The sequence below is a fragment of the Streptomyces sp. 4N124 genome (assembly GCF_052245395.1).
GTDB lineage: Bacteria > Actinomycetota > Actinomycetes > Streptomycetales > Streptomycetaceae > Streptomyces.
This window is the reverse complement of the sequence record NZ_JBQQBS010000037.1, coordinates 19436-33329: the sequence shown is the minus strand read 5'-3', so window position 1 is coordinate 33329 and position 13894 is coordinate 19436. Positions and strand designations below refer to the sequence as shown.

The 13894-nt window shown below is 70.4% G+C and carries 17 protein-coding genes; 5 read left to right on the top strand and 12 right to left on the bottom strand.

Annotated elements, in window-relative coordinates; translation table 11 throughout:
• Positions 1-281: 281 nt before the first annotated feature.
• Positions 282-443 carry a hypothetical protein gene (locus ACTWQO_RS31025; RefSeq protein WP_443240688.1) on the bottom strand — a complete coding sequence of 54 codons (162 nt, stop codon included), beginning with the start codon at positions 441-443 and terminating at the stop codon, positions 282-284.
• A gap of 225 nt (positions 444-668) precedes the next feature.
• On the opposite strand from ACTWQO_RS31025, the gene ACTWQO_RS31020 reads away from it, so the two are divergent.
• A complete protein-coding gene (locus ACTWQO_RS31020) occupies positions 669-1826 on the top strand; it encodes an RNA-guided endonuclease InsQ/TnpB family protein (protein ID WP_443240687.1) in 1158 nt (385 codons plus the stop codon).
• A gap of 136 nt (positions 1827-1962) precedes the next feature.
• Here ACTWQO_RS31020 and ACTWQO_RS31015 read toward each other — a convergent pair whose 3' ends face one another.
• On the bottom strand, positions 1963-2592 hold the full coding sequence (locus tag ACTWQO_RS31015) for a class I SAM-dependent methyltransferase (protein ID WP_443240686.1): 630 nt from the start codon (positions 2590-2592) through the stop codon (positions 1963-1965).
• Between the two features lie 102 nt (positions 2593-2694).
• Here ACTWQO_RS31015 and ACTWQO_RS31010 point away from each other — a divergent pair, with 102 nt between their 5' ends.
• On the top strand, positions 2695-3201 hold the full coding sequence (locus tag ACTWQO_RS31010; protein ID WP_443240685.1) for a YbaK/EbsC family protein: 507 nt from the start codon (positions 2695-2697) through the stop codon (positions 3199-3201).
• A gap of 462 nt (positions 3202-3663) precedes the next feature.
• Here ACTWQO_RS31010 and ACTWQO_RS31005 read toward each other — a convergent pair whose 3' ends face one another.
• The 4 genes from ACTWQO_RS31005 to ACTWQO_RS30990 form a co-directional block, all read right to left on the bottom strand.
• On the bottom strand, positions 3664-4236 hold the full coding sequence (locus ACTWQO_RS31005) for a hypothetical protein (protein WP_443240684.1): 573 nt from the start codon (positions 4234-4236) through the stop codon (positions 3664-3666).
• The gene (locus ACTWQO_RS31000; RefSeq protein ID WP_443240683.1) at positions 4233-4817 is read right to left on the bottom strand and encodes an RNA polymerase sigma factor; all 585 of its coding nucleotides are present in this window, start codon (positions 4815-4817) and stop codon (positions 4233-4235) included. Before ACTWQO_RS31000 ends, ACTWQO_RS31005 begins: the two co-directional genes overlap by 4 nt.
• 288 nt (positions 4818-5105) lie before the next feature.
• On the bottom strand, positions 5106-5528 hold the full coding sequence (locus tag ACTWQO_RS30995) for a hypothetical protein (RefSeq protein WP_443240682.1): 423 nt from the start codon (positions 5526-5528) through the stop codon (positions 5106-5108).
• 195 nt (positions 5529-5723) lie between these two features.
• Positions 5724-6407 (bottom strand): maleylpyruvate isomerase family mycothiol-dependent enzyme, encoded by a 684-nt coding sequence (locus tag ACTWQO_RS30990; protein ID WP_443240681.1) that lies wholly within the window; start codon positions 6405-6407, stop codon positions 5724-5726.
• A 457-nt stretch (positions 6408-6864) separates the two neighbouring features.
• Here ACTWQO_RS30990 and ACTWQO_RS30985 point away from each other — a divergent pair, with 457 nt between their 5' ends.
• On the top strand, positions 6865-7338 hold the full coding sequence (locus ACTWQO_RS30985; protein ID WP_443240680.1) for a hypothetical protein: 474 nt from the start codon (positions 6865-6867) through the stop codon (positions 7336-7338).
• 82 nt (positions 7339-7420) lie between these two features.
• Here the strand turns inward: ACTWQO_RS30985 and ACTWQO_RS30980 are convergent, their stop codons facing one another.
• Positions 7421-8938, bottom strand: coding sequence for a metallophosphoesterase (locus ACTWQO_RS30980; RefSeq protein ID WP_443240679.1), 1518 nt, complete (start codon positions 8936-8938; stop codon positions 7421-7423).
• A 176-nt stretch (positions 8939-9114) separates the two neighbouring features.
• On the opposite strand from ACTWQO_RS30980, the gene ACTWQO_RS30975 reads away from it, so the two are divergent.
• Together ACTWQO_RS30975 and ACTWQO_RS30970 are read left to right on the top strand one after the other, a co-directional pair.
• A complete protein-coding gene (locus tag ACTWQO_RS30975) occupies positions 9115-9390 on the top strand; it encodes a DUF1876 domain-containing protein (RefSeq protein WP_443240678.1) in 276 nt (91 codons plus the stop codon).
• A gap of 129 nt (positions 9391-9519) precedes the next feature.
• The gene (locus tag ACTWQO_RS30970; RefSeq protein WP_443240677.1) at positions 9520-10035 is read left to right on the top strand and encodes a hypothetical protein; all 516 of its coding nucleotides are present in this window, start codon (positions 9520-9522) and stop codon (positions 10033-10035) included.
• A gap of 3 nt (positions 10036-10038) precedes the next feature.
• Here the strand turns inward: ACTWQO_RS30970 and ACTWQO_RS30965 are convergent, their stop codons facing one another.
• The 5 genes from ACTWQO_RS30965 to cbiQ all read right to left on the bottom strand — a co-directional run bounded on the left by ACTWQO_RS30965 (position 10039) and on the right by cbiQ (position 13893).
• On the bottom strand, positions 10039-11214 hold the full coding sequence (locus tag ACTWQO_RS30965) for a serine hydrolase domain-containing protein (protein WP_443240676.1): 1176 nt from the start codon (positions 11212-11214) through the stop codon (positions 10039-10041).
• A 54-nt stretch (positions 11215-11268) separates the two neighbouring features.
• On the bottom strand, positions 11269-11739 hold the full coding sequence (locus ACTWQO_RS30960; protein ID WP_443240675.1) for an organic hydroperoxide resistance protein: 471 nt from the start codon (positions 11737-11739) through the stop codon (positions 11269-11271).
• A gap of 129 nt (positions 11740-11868) precedes the next feature.
• Positions 11869-12330 (bottom strand): MarR family winged helix-turn-helix transcriptional regulator, encoded by a 462-nt coding sequence (locus ACTWQO_RS30955; RefSeq protein ID WP_443240674.1) that lies wholly within the window; start codon positions 12328-12330, stop codon positions 11869-11871.
• Positions 12331-12376: 46 nt separating this feature from the next.
• Positions 12377-13144, bottom strand: coding sequence for an energy-coupling factor ABC transporter ATP-binding protein (locus tag ACTWQO_RS30950; protein WP_443240673.1), 768 nt, complete (start codon positions 13142-13144; stop codon positions 12377-12379).
• Entirely contained in the window at positions 13132-13893 is a 762-nt protein-coding gene (gene cbiQ, locus ACTWQO_RS30945) for a cobalt ECF transporter T component CbiQ (protein WP_443240672.1), read from the bottom strand. The genes ACTWQO_RS30950 and cbiQ overlap by 13 nt, the downstream gene beginning before the upstream one ends.
• Between the last annotated feature and the right edge of the window lies 1 nt (position 13894).

Below are 13894 nucleotides of genomic sequence, written 5' to 3'. Positions count from 1 at the left end.
CGCACCACCCACCGCCCCGCAAGCCGCTGAGCCGACCCGGCGTGCAGGCGAGGCGCGGCCGCGCCGCTCATCCCGGCCGGCATCCCAGCTCACCTGGCCGCGAACATGCGTCGGCCACCCACCTCTCCGGGCCGCTCGTTCGCTTCTCACTCGTGCTGGAGTGAGCCGAGTCAAGGGTGGAGCGAAGCGGAATCGGCGTAGCCGACGCGTAGCGCAGCGGAGCGCCCTTTACTCGGGTCGCGGAAGCACGACACTGCCAAAGAAGCGGGCGGCCCCGACGGTCACCGGAATTCGCCCTCGCCAGATTCCGGCCGCCGCCCCCGCGTGCTGATCAGCGGATAGGAGTTGATCACAAACCCCGGGTTCTTCAGCAACGCGTAGAACCGCCGCAGCTCCCCCTCCGTAACGCCATCCCCCCGAAGCCCCACCTCCGCCTGCTCCATATTCACCTGATTCTTGCGATTCCTCCCCGGCGTTCACGCCGGGGAGGAATCGCATCTCGAACCGGTGACGCGGAGCGTCACCGCGTCCCATGGCCGGGCACGGAGTGCCCACATGCTGTTCGGCGGAGCCGGGGAATTCGCACACGCGTCCTGGATGGTCGCGCGGATGGGTGGAGATGTGCGAAATCCGCCCGGGTGTGCGAGGTGCTACCTAGGTTTGGGCTCGTGAAGCTGGTGGTGCAGGTGAAGCTGTTGCCGTCGCCGGAGCAGGCGGCGGCGCTGGAGGCGACCTTGCGTGCCTGCAACCGGGCCGCCGACCACGTCTCCCGGACCGCCTTCCAATCGGGCATCAAGGACCGCAACGGGCTTCAGAAACTGGTCTACGCGGACATCAAGGCCGCCTTCGGGCTGTCGGCGCAGCCCGCGGTGCGGGTGGTGAAGAAGGTCGTGGACGCCTACGGTGCGCTCGCAGCGAGCCTGCAAGCCGGGCGGCTGGGCGGCCCCGAGTCGAAGCGGTACCGCAAGGCGGTCGGCTCGCCGGTCACTTTCCGGCCCGAGGCGGCGCAGCCGTTCGACGACCGGTGCTTGTCCTGGCAGACGGACGCGCGGACGGTGTCGATCTGGACGGTGGACGGGCGGCTGCGCGGCATCCGCTACACCGGCTCGTCGGACCAGCTCAAGACGCTGGCCGAGTACCGCAAGGGCGAGTCCGATCTGGTCCAGCGGGGCGGGAAGTGGTTTTTGATCGCGACCTGCGACATTCCCGATCCCGACGTGTATGAGCCGACCGACTGGATCGGTGTCGACCGCGGCATCGTCAACCTCGCCACCACCAGCGACGGCACCAACTACCAGGGCCGTCGCCTGAACCGCTACCGGCGCTGGCAGGCCCGCAAACGCGCCGAACTCCAGGCAAAGCAAAGCCGTTCGGCCACCCGCCGCCTGGCCCGCCGGGCGAAGAAGGAGCAGCGCCATGCCACCCATGTGAACCACCGGATCTCGAAGGAGATCGTGTCCGTCGCGCAACGCACCTGTCGCGGGATTGCCGTCGAGCAGCTCGACGGGATCCGGGACCGGGCACGGCTTCGCCGCGACCAGCGGGGCACCTTGTCTTCCTGGCCGTTCCACCAGCTCGGACAGCACCTGGCCTACAAGGTCCGCCGGGCCGGGGTGCCGTTTGTGGAGGTGGATCCGGCCCATACCTCGCAGCGCTGCCCGCGCTGCGGGCACACCGCGCGGGCCAACCGGCCCGACCGGGACCGTTTCTCCTGTCGTCGGTGCGGTCTCGCTGGGCCTGCCGATCACGTCGCCGGGGTCAACGTGCGCAACCGCGCGCGCTCGGCGTGGGTGTTCGTCCCCGCACCCGTCCCCGCACCAGCCTGAACAGGCCGGATTGTGGGGAGATGCGACCCGTGACCGTCCTGTCGTAGGGGGCAGCCGGGAGCGCGACAAGGTGTGAACGACCGAGTACACAAGCTCGGCCGTTCACGGCCGAGAAGGTGACGCGGTGCAGGTCGATCTACGTGCCGCCGCCCGCCCAGGATTCCGCGTACGTCGTAGCCGTGACGTCCGTGAGCCCCGCCCGTGTCATCGCCGAAGGCACCCGGCGCCCCCACGCCACCTCGGCGCCCGCCTTCTCCAACTGGGCCAGCAGCGCGGCCTGGACGTGGGTGAACAGGGCGATGGAATCGTCATCCGGGGTCGCGAGGACGGGGATCCAGGTGCAGTCGAACTCCTCCAGCAGGAGCCACCCGCCCGGCCGCAGGGCTGACACGAGCCGTTCCAATACGGCGATCCGCTCCGGCAGGTGCAGCAGGACCAGCCGGGCGTGGATCAGGTCGTAGTCGCCGCCCGGCAACGGGTCGTTGACGATGTCGTGGCGCAGCAGGCGTACCTGCGGTGGCCGGGGCCGGGACTCGGCCCAGCGGGGGTTGAGGTCGGTCACCGTGACCTCCCCCTCCGGACCTACCCGGTCCCCCATCCACGCCCCCAACGAGCCGCCGCCCCCGCCGACTTCCAGGCATCGGAAGCCGGTGGCCAGGCCGGTCTGTTCCAACTGGCGGCGGGAGACGGGGTCGTAGCACGACTCCAGGGTCGAGAAGCGGTCGGGTGTACGGGCGTCGGTGTTGTCGAACAGGTAGCGGGACATGGGTTTCTCCCTCGGCGGGATCTGCGGGCTCTGCGCGGGGCGCGGTGACACCGATGAAAACGAACGCGAAGAGCAAGGGTGCTGTGAGTTAGCGTGCCGTTCATGACGACCTCCGCCACCGAATCCTCCGGAGCCCACCCCCGATTCGCCGAAGCACTCCAACAGCTGGGACTCGGCGAACTCCACAGCCGCATCCGCCGGTTCCCGGACGCCACCCGCACCGCCGCCGAGGCCGCCGCCGCGATCGGCTGCGAGCTGAGCCAGATCTGCAAGTCGCTGATCTTCGCGGCGGACGGCGTACCGGTACTGGTGCTGATGGACGGGGCCTCACGGGTCGACGTGGAGCTGGTGCGGCGGGAACTCGGAGCCGAGAAGGTGACGCGCGCGAAGGCGGACGTCGTACGGGAGACGACCGGGTACGCGATCGGAGGCGTGCCGCCCTTCGGGCACCGCACGAAGACCCGGGTCCTCGCCGACGGTTCCCTGCTCGACCACGACCTCGTGTGGGCCGCCGCCGGAACCCCGCACACCGTCTTCCCCATGGACCCCAAGACGCTGATCGCCCACGCCGGCGCCACCCTCGTGGACGTACGCGAGCACACCGCGTGACTGCTCTGAACCGCCAACTCCCTGGAGGCCGTGGGTACCCGGGCCCGCCCGCCCGGGGCACCGGGCGGGCGGGGCAGCTTGCGTTCAGGCCGTGCCGCCGAAGCGACCCGGAATCCGATCAGCGGGCGCGGACCGGGGCCTCAGCCGTGGCGTTGGAGTGTGATCCGGCAGAGGCGGGCTTGGCGTGCTTCCCGGTGGAAGCGGACGCCACCGCGGTAGCCGGGTGCGTCTCCTCCGCGTCGGTGGAGGCGGTCGCCGGGCCTGTTGCGGCGTGGGCGGAGATGCCCCCGCCGAGAGCCAGCGCAGCGCCCGCAGCAGAGATGCCCAAAGCGGTGCGAACCCGGCTCGGACGGAGGCTGCGGGCGGTGGCGTGACGTGCTGACATTGCTGTTCCTCGAATCATCGTTGGCTGTCGATCGGCTGACCGTCCGTCATGGGCGGCTTCCCTGCGGCGGTCCTGGGTCAGGCGTGCGCGTCCGGGCCGCCGCCTATTCCCGGCACGCTGCACGTCGGGACCTTCGTCACCAGCCGGGAGGACACCGCCCGGGTGGTGCCGTCGTCCCTGGACTCCGCCACGAGGAGCAACGTCTCGCCGTCATGGATCAGGTCCGGATGGATGTGGCCCATCCAGGGGGCTTCGGAGTCGCTGAACGTCATCGGGTAGCGCTCGTGGGAGCCGGGAGCCTCGGGCGGCGCGCCCGTGGCGCAGCGGTCGTCTCCCTCGAGGACGGCCGCCCGCACGCCCATCTTGTTCAGCTGCTTCTGGAGGCCGGGCGCGCCCTCGGCACGATTCAGTTCCACGATCAGCGAACCGTCGTCCTGCCGGGTCACGGCGTACGCGGGCGAGCTGCCCGAGCCGGTCAGCGTCGGCACGACCACAGCCGCCGCGACGGCGGCCGTCGCCACCGCCGCGACCGTGAACGGGATGCGCCGACGACGGGCCGGGGCCCGGGTGCCCGGAACGGGGGCCGGGGCCGTGGCCATGGCCGACAGCTCCGACGCCAGGCGCTGCTTGAATCCGGTGGGCGTGTTCATGAGACAACCTCCAAGCTGTGTTCTGCGCGGTCGGTGACGGACGGACGTTCGGCGCGCAGCGCGCGCTTCGCGCGGTGCAGGCGAACCCGCACCGTCGCCTGGTTGAGCCCGAGGACCTGGGCGGCCTCGCGCGGGGTGAGGCCGTCGACGGCCACCAGATCGAGGACCTCGCGCAGCGGCTCGCTCAGCGCGCTGTGCCGCTCGGCCAGCGCACGCGCCGCCCGTTCCGCGTCGATCCGCTCCTCCAGTACGGCGATGTCCTCCTCGTCCAGCAGCCGGCGTCCGTTCAGCCGGGCCACCGCGTGCTGCTCGCGGACGTTGCCCCGGTAATGGGAGAACAGGACGTTCCGGGCGATGCCCTTCAACCAGGCGGCGGGCGCCCCGCGCTCAGGGTCGTATTGACCGGCGGCCTCCAGTGCGGCGACGAAGATGTCCGCGGTGAGGTCCGCGGCCACCTGCGGGCACGACGTGCGCCGGGCCACGAACCCGAGGACAGCGTCGAAGTTCTCCTCGTAGAACACCGCGAATCCGGCGGCGTCCGGCCGGGGCGGCGCGGCCCGGCTCGCGCGTTGTCCGGGCACTGCCGCCCATTCAGGTATTAAGGGCACCCGTTCCTCCAAGGCGGTCGGTGGTCCCTTCACCCGCTGATTAGCCGGACGGCGGTCAACCGTTTCATCGGCGCCCGGCCGAGGTTCGAGCGCCCTCCCAACTCGTCTGTCAGGCGTCACACTTCGCCACGGCGACGGCGCCGGACAACCAGGGGAGAACGCCGGGGCCCTGGGTGCGCGTCCGCCCGCAGACGATGCACACGCCGGATACGGCGAGGCCCGGCAGCATACGGATGCGGCCGGGCCGGAGGCGGTGGCTGATCAGGCTTCGGAACAGAGTGTGTTGCGCAGCCCGATGTTGAGGTGACGTGCGTCGTCCTCGGTCAGCATGACGCCGTCGTAGGAGAACAGTTCCATTGCACTGTTGACCGTGTCCGAGACACCGCCATCGAGATTCACACACTGGTAGCGCGCCTTTTCGATGGCCTTGTCCTCGTCTTGGACGAGCTTGGGATTGACGTCCTTCATGGCCGCGATGACGGCGGTTCTCTTGTCGCCGGTGGGCTCGGGGAGGGCGACCTTGTCGGCCTCGGAGGTGCCACTGCTGTCCGCGGTGTTCGGAGCCGCAGGTGCGCTGCTCGGAGCGGTGTCGGCCTTGCTGTCGGTGCCGTTGTCGCTGCTGCAGCCGACAAGGCTGACGGCGAGTACGGCGGTGACGGCTGCGGTGGTGGCACGGATACGCATGATTCCCCCAGGATGTTGTACGTCCGGGGACATCCTGCGTAGGCGAGGTGCTGGGGGCCAGAGTGGTCACACGACTGTGACAAGACAAAGCCCAGGTCGGGACTCCGCCCGCCTCGTCGCGCGCCATGAGTGCGTGCTGAGATCTGCCGTGCGTGTTGAGATCTGCCCTTTCGCTGGGGTCAGTTGACGCCGTTCTCAGCCCAGCGTGAGCCATCGGATGCCCAGGCGGCTGACGTCCAATGCTTCCTCCCTGGTGATCGGCTCGCGCCCCGTCGCCTTGCGCAGAAAGCGAAGCTGACTCCACCCCAGCTTCTCCAGCGCAGCTGCCCCGTCCGGGCCGAGCAGAAGGTCTTGCACCAAATCGGCGGCCTGGGAAGTCAGCCACGGCTCGCGCCCCAGGGCGTCGGCCAGGTCCAGGCCGTGCACGGCGACCTCGACCACGCGCGTCAGCAGGAACTCCGACAGGAACATCGGATCCCCGTGCCGGGTGCGAACCACACGCCCTTCGGGCTCGGCCCGGCACAGTCGGTCCACCTGTTGCCACGTGGCGTTGAAGTCGTCGGCAAGCGCGGCACCGCTGAGCTGTGCGGCCGCATGACCTTGGGCCAGAGCGATCCGAGCCGCGTTGGTGTCCGGAGCGAAACGGTCGTCGGGCCGGTAGTACTCCACTGCCGAGACCTCGGCACGAGTCGGCGCCGGCGCGGCCAGCATGCCCGGCAGCCAGGCAATCACCACCCGGACATGCGCCAGCAGATCGCTCACCGTCCACGGCGCACACCGCGTCGGCAGACGCCACTCGGCCGCCGAGACCCCGGTCATCGCCCGCGCGAGCTGCCCCGCCTCAAGACGAAACGCTTCAACTACCCGCCCCTGATCCATGCCGATCAAGCTACTTGAGCGGAACTGGTGCAGCAGGTCAATGCGCTCTGAGTCCTCGGCACGGCCGAGGTGTGTGTCTGGCGCACGCCGAGGTTGGGCACCACTAGCCGTGCGCTGGTTGATCACGCGCGATCTGCTGCCTCAGAGCGCAACACAGCGGGAAGGGTCGCTCCGGCCACACCTCGGCGCCGCACCCCTGGCCGCTGGAGTCGCGACAGACCTCGCCGCGAACCGTGAGATCGCCAGTGAAGAGCGGGAGGTGCCTCGGTGACCAGACGCCGCAGCGAGCAAGGGGTTCGGGCAGTCGAGGGCCAGGCGACCAAGTTCCCCACATGGACAGGACCGAACAGCGCTGCGCGATTCCTCGGCCCTGCACGGAAGGATTCTTAAGGGCCTCCCGAAGTGCCGCGCCAATCGATCGGGTGTACGACGGTTGTAAAGAACAAGGGGCACGGTCATGCAACACAGGCTCATTGCAGCAACTTTTGTAGCAGTCTTGATGGCAGCCGGCGGCGCAACGTTCGTGGGCTGCGACACCGACGGGAACGGCGGGTCGACTCCTGCGCCCACTGGTCCGACGAAGACCGAGGAGCAGCAGACCGAACAAGAGGAATCACCCCAAGGCGGCCGGGAGGAACCCGGAGCCAGCGAACGCAAGGACTTGATCAGCTTCAAGCTCGATGACCGCTCCCAAGCTGGTTTCACAAACATCTGGGTGACGTGGACGATCAAGAACAACAGCTCGGAGAAGTCCAACTACTCCTGGGAGTGGGAGGCGATCGACCCAAGCGGCAAACGCGTGGCCAATTCGACGGAATTCGTCACTAATGTTCAGCCCGGCCAGACGACAACAGGCGAGTCGCCAACAGTGATCAATGACGCCGACGTAAAGCTGAACATCGCGGACTTCAACCGCACGAAGGCGTATTGATCAGCGCCCCACATCGGTCCATGCCCAACTTCGTCGGCGGGCGGACGACCACTTCGGCGAACAAGAACCGATACGGCTACCCTCACGACAGCCCCGACGCGCCCGGCAAAGCCGCCGAAGCGGTCCGCTGGCGCGGGACGGCGATGCCGGACAGGTCGTGGGTGCGCATGCTGTTGCGGTCGGCGGGGGAGCGGCCGAGGGCGTGGTGGGGCCAGAGGCCTCCGGCGACGCGGCGGCTGCGTTCGCTCCACTCGCGGGCCGGGTCGGTGCCGCACTTGTAGTAGTTGAGGGCGTAGCCGCCGGTGTGGATGCGCAGGAGGGAGAAGCCGCCCGGGTAGTCCTTGACCGCGCTGACTTCCTGCTGGGTGACGTGCGGTGCGCGCATCAGGACCGTGCGCTTGTTGCGGTGGGTGTGGCCCGCGTGGTGGAGGAAGACGCCCGGCGAGGCGGCGTACGCGTCGACGATGGCCCGGGCCTGGCGGCGGTCGAGCCGCTGGCCGCGCCCCATCGGGAAGACGGAGTCCCGGACGGTCAGCGGGTGATGGCCGAAGACGAGGGTGGGCTGGTCTCGCTGTTCCCGCAGCCGCGCCCGGAACCAGGACAGTTGCTCGTCGCCGAGCCCGCCCGCGTCGCCGCCGTTGCCCTTCTTCTCGTAGGTGTCGAGCCCGATCAGCCGTAGTCCGCCCAGGTCGTGGGTGAGGTAGCCAGGGCCCGTGCCGCCCAGGAAGCCGTCGCGGAAGGTGTCTCCAGCGGGCCCGGGGCGGTCGTGGTTTCCGCGTACGACGAAGTAGTCCCGCCCGTGGACGCCGAAACCGTCCAGGATCTGTCTCGCCTCGGCCAGGTCCCGCGGCGCGCCGCCCGCCGAGATGTCCCCGGCGGCCAGCAGCACGTCAGCCCCGCGCCGTCGCGCCTCCTCGACCAGGGCCCGGCCCATGATCTCCGGATACGGGGCGAGCCCGGGCTGCTGCGAGATGCCGCGCAGCATCGGCATTCCGGCCACCCGGCCGGCGGTGGTCTCGCCGAGGTGCAGGTCGTTGCAGAGGGCGATGGACATCAGGTGGCGGCCGGGCGGCGGCTGGGGCGTGGTGAAGGAGTACGGCCCGCCGCGCGAGCCGATGCCGTGCAGATTGGTGCCGACCGCGTTGCCGCGCACGAGGTGCAGGGGCGTGGGTGTGGCGGCCGTACCGCGGGAGCGGGCCTGGTAGTAGTACGTCTGGCCCGGTTCCAGGCCGGTGATCTCCACCTGGTGGTGCGCGGTCAGGCGGCCTTCGGACGCGGTACGGGTCAGCCGGCCGGGGTGTGTGCCGTAGACGACCTCGCCCTCGGTGAAGGCGGGCAGCATATGGCCCCAGCCGTCGTCGGTGCCGGGGATGCCGGTGAACCAGGTGATGATCGCGCGGTCCTCGGTGAGGGTGACCAGTTCGAGGTGTACGGCGGCCAGAGCGTCGGGGTGGTGGGGGAAGGCGTGGCGTGCCCGCTGGGCGCGCGTGAGGGCACCGCGCAGCACAGCGGGCCCCAGCAGTGCGCCGGAGCGCATGATGTCGCAGGGGTTGGGGAGGGCGGCCAGGACCGACAGGGGAGCGGATAGGCAGCAGCGCATACTGCAGTTTGTGCCCCGTTGACGTTAACTGCGGCGGTTTTGTCGGCGGCGTCATACGGTCCGGCGTGCGACATCCGTCACTCGCGGCGTGTCCGCGTGACTTCGGACACGCCTCATGGATGCGGCCGTAGGCCGGAAGGAGCACCCTGGAAGCAAGTGTTCCGGAGGTGATCGTCATGATGCACACCACAGTGGGATGGCATGTCGAGCTCGAGTTCCAGGAGGACGAGACTCACACCCGGGCGGCCGCGCTGGTGCGCTTGCCCGACGGCAGCGAAGTACGGGCGCATGGGCACGCCACGCGCCACCACACGGACCCGAATCAGCCACGGGTCGGCGAGGAGATCGCCGCGGCCCGCGCACTGAACGAACTCGCCATGCAGATGCTGACCAAGGCGCACACCGAGATCGACTCGGCGTCCGGGCGTACTTCGCATCCGATTCACGTCTGATCGGGCATCCGATTCACGTCTGGTCAGGGAGGTACACCGGTCCGGGCGGGCTCACACGGCTGAGGGAAATCGGCCCGCCCGAGCGGGTCCGGGCGGATCGCGGAGGCGGCGGGGCGTCACGATCGCGGCATGACAGAGCGATCCATCAGCCGGCGCGGCGCGCTCGGCGCCGTGGCGGCCGCGGGGCTGGCCGCCCTCTTCCCGGCCGCGAGTCCCGCCCGCGCCGCCGCGCCGCTGCGCAGCGGGCTCTACACGATCTCCCGCTTTCACTGGCAGTTCCTCACGCTCAATGAAGCGGAGGGGGCTGTCGTGCTGCTGCCGGAGGGCGCGGGCGGTGGCCAGGTGTGGGAGGTCCAGCCCTTGGCCAACGGCAACAGGACCATCCGTAACGTCAAAGAAGGCACCTACCTCGGCTATGCGCGCACCCGGGGGCTCCGCAAGCGGGTCGTGGGACACGCCGTCCCCGTCGAGTGGTCCCTCGTCACGGCCACGAACGGCCATCACCTCAGGGCTCCCGGCACCGGGCTCGCCCTCGACGGCAGCCCGCTGCGGATCCACCCGCCGCACATCGACCTGACCGCCCTGCGCCCTCAGGACCCGGCCCAGATCTGGCAGTTCCGCGCGACCTCGCTGTCTTCCCGCTGAAGGCTATGCAGCCGTCGCCCGCCGCACCGCCCGTACCAGCGCCTGCGCCCGCGGGTCCGCCGTCACGGTCTTGCGGAAGCCGTTCGTCACATAGCCGAGGGCGATGCCGGTCTCCGGGTCGGCGAAGCCCAGGGAGCCGCCGCGGCCCGGGTGGCCGAAGGAACCGGGGCCGAGGAGCGGGGACGCGCTGCCGTGCAGCATGTAGCCGAGGCCGAAGCGGGTGCTGACCACCAGGACGCGGTCGGGGCCCGCCGACTCCTCGGCGCGGGCCGACGCGAGCGTCTGAGGCGTGAACAGCCGTGCGGCGCCGTCGACCTCGCCGATCAGCGCCGCGTAGAAGCGAGCCAGTCCGTCGGCGGTCGCGATGCCGTTGGTCGAGGGCAGGGCCGCCGCGCGGTACGCCGGGGCGTTCTGGTCGGGGAAGGGGGTGATCGCGGCGAAGGCGCGGCGGGTGAGGGAGGCCGGGTCGTCGTACGCCTCGGTCACCGCACGCCTCGGGCGGACGCGCAGGCCCGCCCCGGTGGCGGGTTCGGGGGTCTCGATACGGCCCACCCGGCCCGTCCGGCCGGCGGCTTCCTCGGCTTCCGGCAGGCCCAGCCACAGGTCCGCGCCCAGCGGTCCGGCGATCTCCGCGGCGATCCATTCGCCGGCCCACAGGCCCGTCACGCGCCGGACGAGTCCGTCGAGCATCCAGCCGTAGGTCAGCGCGTGGTAGCCGTGGTCGGTGCCGGGCTCCCAGACCGGGGCCTGTGCGGCGACCGCCTCGGCGCCCCGTGCCGGGTCCAGGGCCTCCTCGGGTGTGAGCGGACGGTCGAGGACCGGCAGGCCGGCCCGGTGGTTCAGGACGTGCCTGACCCGTACCCGCTCCTTGCCGCGCGCCTTGAACTCCGGCCAGTACTCGCCCACCGGCGCGTCAAGGTCGAGCAGTCCCCGCTGGTGCAGCAGCAGTGGTACGGCGGCGGCGACGCCCTTGGTCGCCGAGCGCACGATCTGCGCGGTGCCGCGCAGCCAGGGCTCGGTGCCGTCGATGTCCCTGGTACCGGCCCACAGGTCGACGACCCTGCGCCCGTCCCGGTATACGGCGACCGCCGCACCCCGGTCGCCGAGCGTCTCGAAGTTCGCTGCGAACGCGTCCCTGACCGGCTCGAAGCCTTCGGCGACAGTGCCGTTCACGTCCACGTGCGTACTCCTCGTCTCGCCGGGTTCGTCTCGCTCCGGGGTCTCCCCCTCACCTCAGCCAAGCAGGATCGTCACGTCGATGTTCCCGCGGGTCGCGTTGGAGTACGGGCACACCTCATGGGCCGCGTCCACCAGCTTCGCCGCGATGTCCGTGTCGAGGACCGGGAGCGAGACGCTGAGGGCGACCGCGAGACCGTAGCCGCGCTGTCTGTTGGGGCCGAGGCCGACCTTCGCGGCGACGGTCGAGCCGGTCAGGTCGTAGCCCTCGCGGCGGCCGACCAGGACCAGCGCGTTGTGGAAGCAGGAGCTGTAGCCCGCCGCGAACAGTTGCTCCGGGTTGGTGCCGTTGCCGTCGCCGCCCAGCTCGGGCGGCATCGCGACCTTCAGCTCGATCTGGCCGTCCTGGCTGGTGACATAGCCGTCCCGGCCGCCGTGGGCGGTGGCCTCGGCGACGTACACGATCTTCGTGGGGCGTGTGTCGGTACGGCTGTCTGGACGGATGTCGGCTTCGGCGCCGTCGATCATGGCAGGACCTCCCCCTGATGGGACGGGGCAGCAGGCAACACAGGTGTGTGCAAGTGCATCGTGCACAAGGTACTCGCCGGTAATGGCGGCTGTGGGCGGGAGGGGGAGGAAACCGGCGGTAACCGAAGCTCAGCGGGAGCGCTCGGCCGCGGCCTGCGCCCGTTGTGCGAGCTGCCACAACTCCTCGCGGAGCCGGGTGACATCCGCGCCGCCGAGCTGGGTGGCCGTGAGGAGCGCCCCGGGTATGCGCGCCGCGCGTTCCCTGAGTTCCTCTCCACGCCCCGTGCACGCGATGACCACGGAGCGCTCGTCGTGTGCCGCGCGCTCCCGGCGCACCACACCCGCGCTCTCCAGCCGCTTGAGCAGCGGCGACAGCGTGCCGTAGTCGAGCCGCAGCGCCGCCGCCAGCTCCTTCACCGTGGCCTCGCCGCGCTCCCACAGCACCAGCAGCACCAGGTACTGCGGATAGGTGAGCCCCAGCTCGTCGAGGAGCGGACGGTACATGGCCGTCACCGCGCGCTGGGCGGCGTACAGCGCGAAGCACAGCTGCTCGTCCAGCAGCAGCGATCCGGCGTCCTCTTGGTTCGTCACGCGTCCATTGTCACGGACGACCGCGGACGGCCGTCACGGAAGCGCATCATGGACGGTTCGCCGCGGTCACAGTGCGCGGGTCGAAGCCGAACGGCAGCTCCAGCCGGTGCGCCCGCATCAGCTCCTCGTCGGCGAGCAGCTCGCCCGTCTTGCCGTCGGCGGCGATCACGCCCTCACTCAGGATCAGCGACCGGGCGCACAGCTCCAGGGCGTACGGCAGGTCGTGCGTGACCATGAGCACGGTCACGTCCAACGACCGCAGGATGTCGGCCAGTTCGCGGCGGGATGCCGGGTCGAGGTTGGAGGAGGGCTCGTCCAGGACGAGGATCTCCGGCTCCATCGCGAGCACCGTCGCGACGGCCACCCGGCGACGCTGGCCGAAGGAGAGGTGGTGCGGCGGCCGTTCCTTGAACTCCGCCATGCCGACCAGCTCCAGCGCGTGGTCGACGCGCGCCTCCAGCTCGGCCCCCTTCAGCCCGGCCGCCGCGGGCCCGAACGCCACGTCCTCCCGCACGGTCGGCATGAAGAGCTGGTCGTCCGGATCCTGGAAGACGATGCCGACCCGCCGCCGGATCTCGGCCATGTGCCGCTTGCCGACGGGCAGCCCGGCGACGTGCACGGTGCCGGTACCGCCGGTCAGGATGCCGTTGAGGTGCAGGACGAGCGTCGTCTTGCCGGCGCCGTTCGGCCCGAGCAGCGCGACCCGCTCGCCGCGCGCGATGGAGAAGTCGACGCCGAACAGGGCCTGGTGGCCGTCGGGGTAGGCGAAGGCGAGGCCGGAGACCTCCAGGGAAGCAGTACTCACAGGGTCCATCCCAACACGCAGACGACAAGGGCGGCGGCGGGGAGGGCGAGAGCGTACGACCACTGCGCCCGGTCCGCGGTCACCTCGTCGATCACCGGCATCGAACCGGCGTACCCGCGGCTCACCATGGCCAGATGCACCCGCTCACCGCGTTCGTAGGAGCGGATGAACAGCGCGCCCGCGCTCTTGGCCAGCACACCCCAGTGCCTGACCCCGCGCGCCTCGAAGCCCCGCGACTCCCGGGCGATCCGCATCCGCCGCATCTCGTCCGCGATGACATCGCCGTACCGGATCATGAAGGACGCGATCTGTACGAGCAGTGGCGGCAGCTTGAGCCGCTGCAATCCCAGCAGCAGTTCGCGCAGTTCGGTGGTGGAGGCGAGCAGTACGGAGGCGGCGACGCCCAGGGTTCCCTTGGCGAGCACGTTCCACGCGCCCCATAGCCCGTTGACGCTCAGCGAGAGGCCGAGCACGTCGACCCGCTCGCCCTCCGCCACGAACGGCAGCAGCACCGCGAACGCGACGAACGGCACCTCGATCAGCAGCCGCTTCAGCAGAAACCCGGCGGGCACCCGCGCGACGCCCGCGACCGTCGTGAGCAGCACGGCGTACCCCCCGAACGCCCACATCGCCTCCCGCGGCGTCGACACGACGACGACCACGAAGGCGAACACCGCCGCGAGCTTGGTGTGCGGCGGCAGGGCGTGCACGGGCGAGTGCCCGTGCCGGTAGAGCCGGTGCGCGTGGCCCGCTCCCATG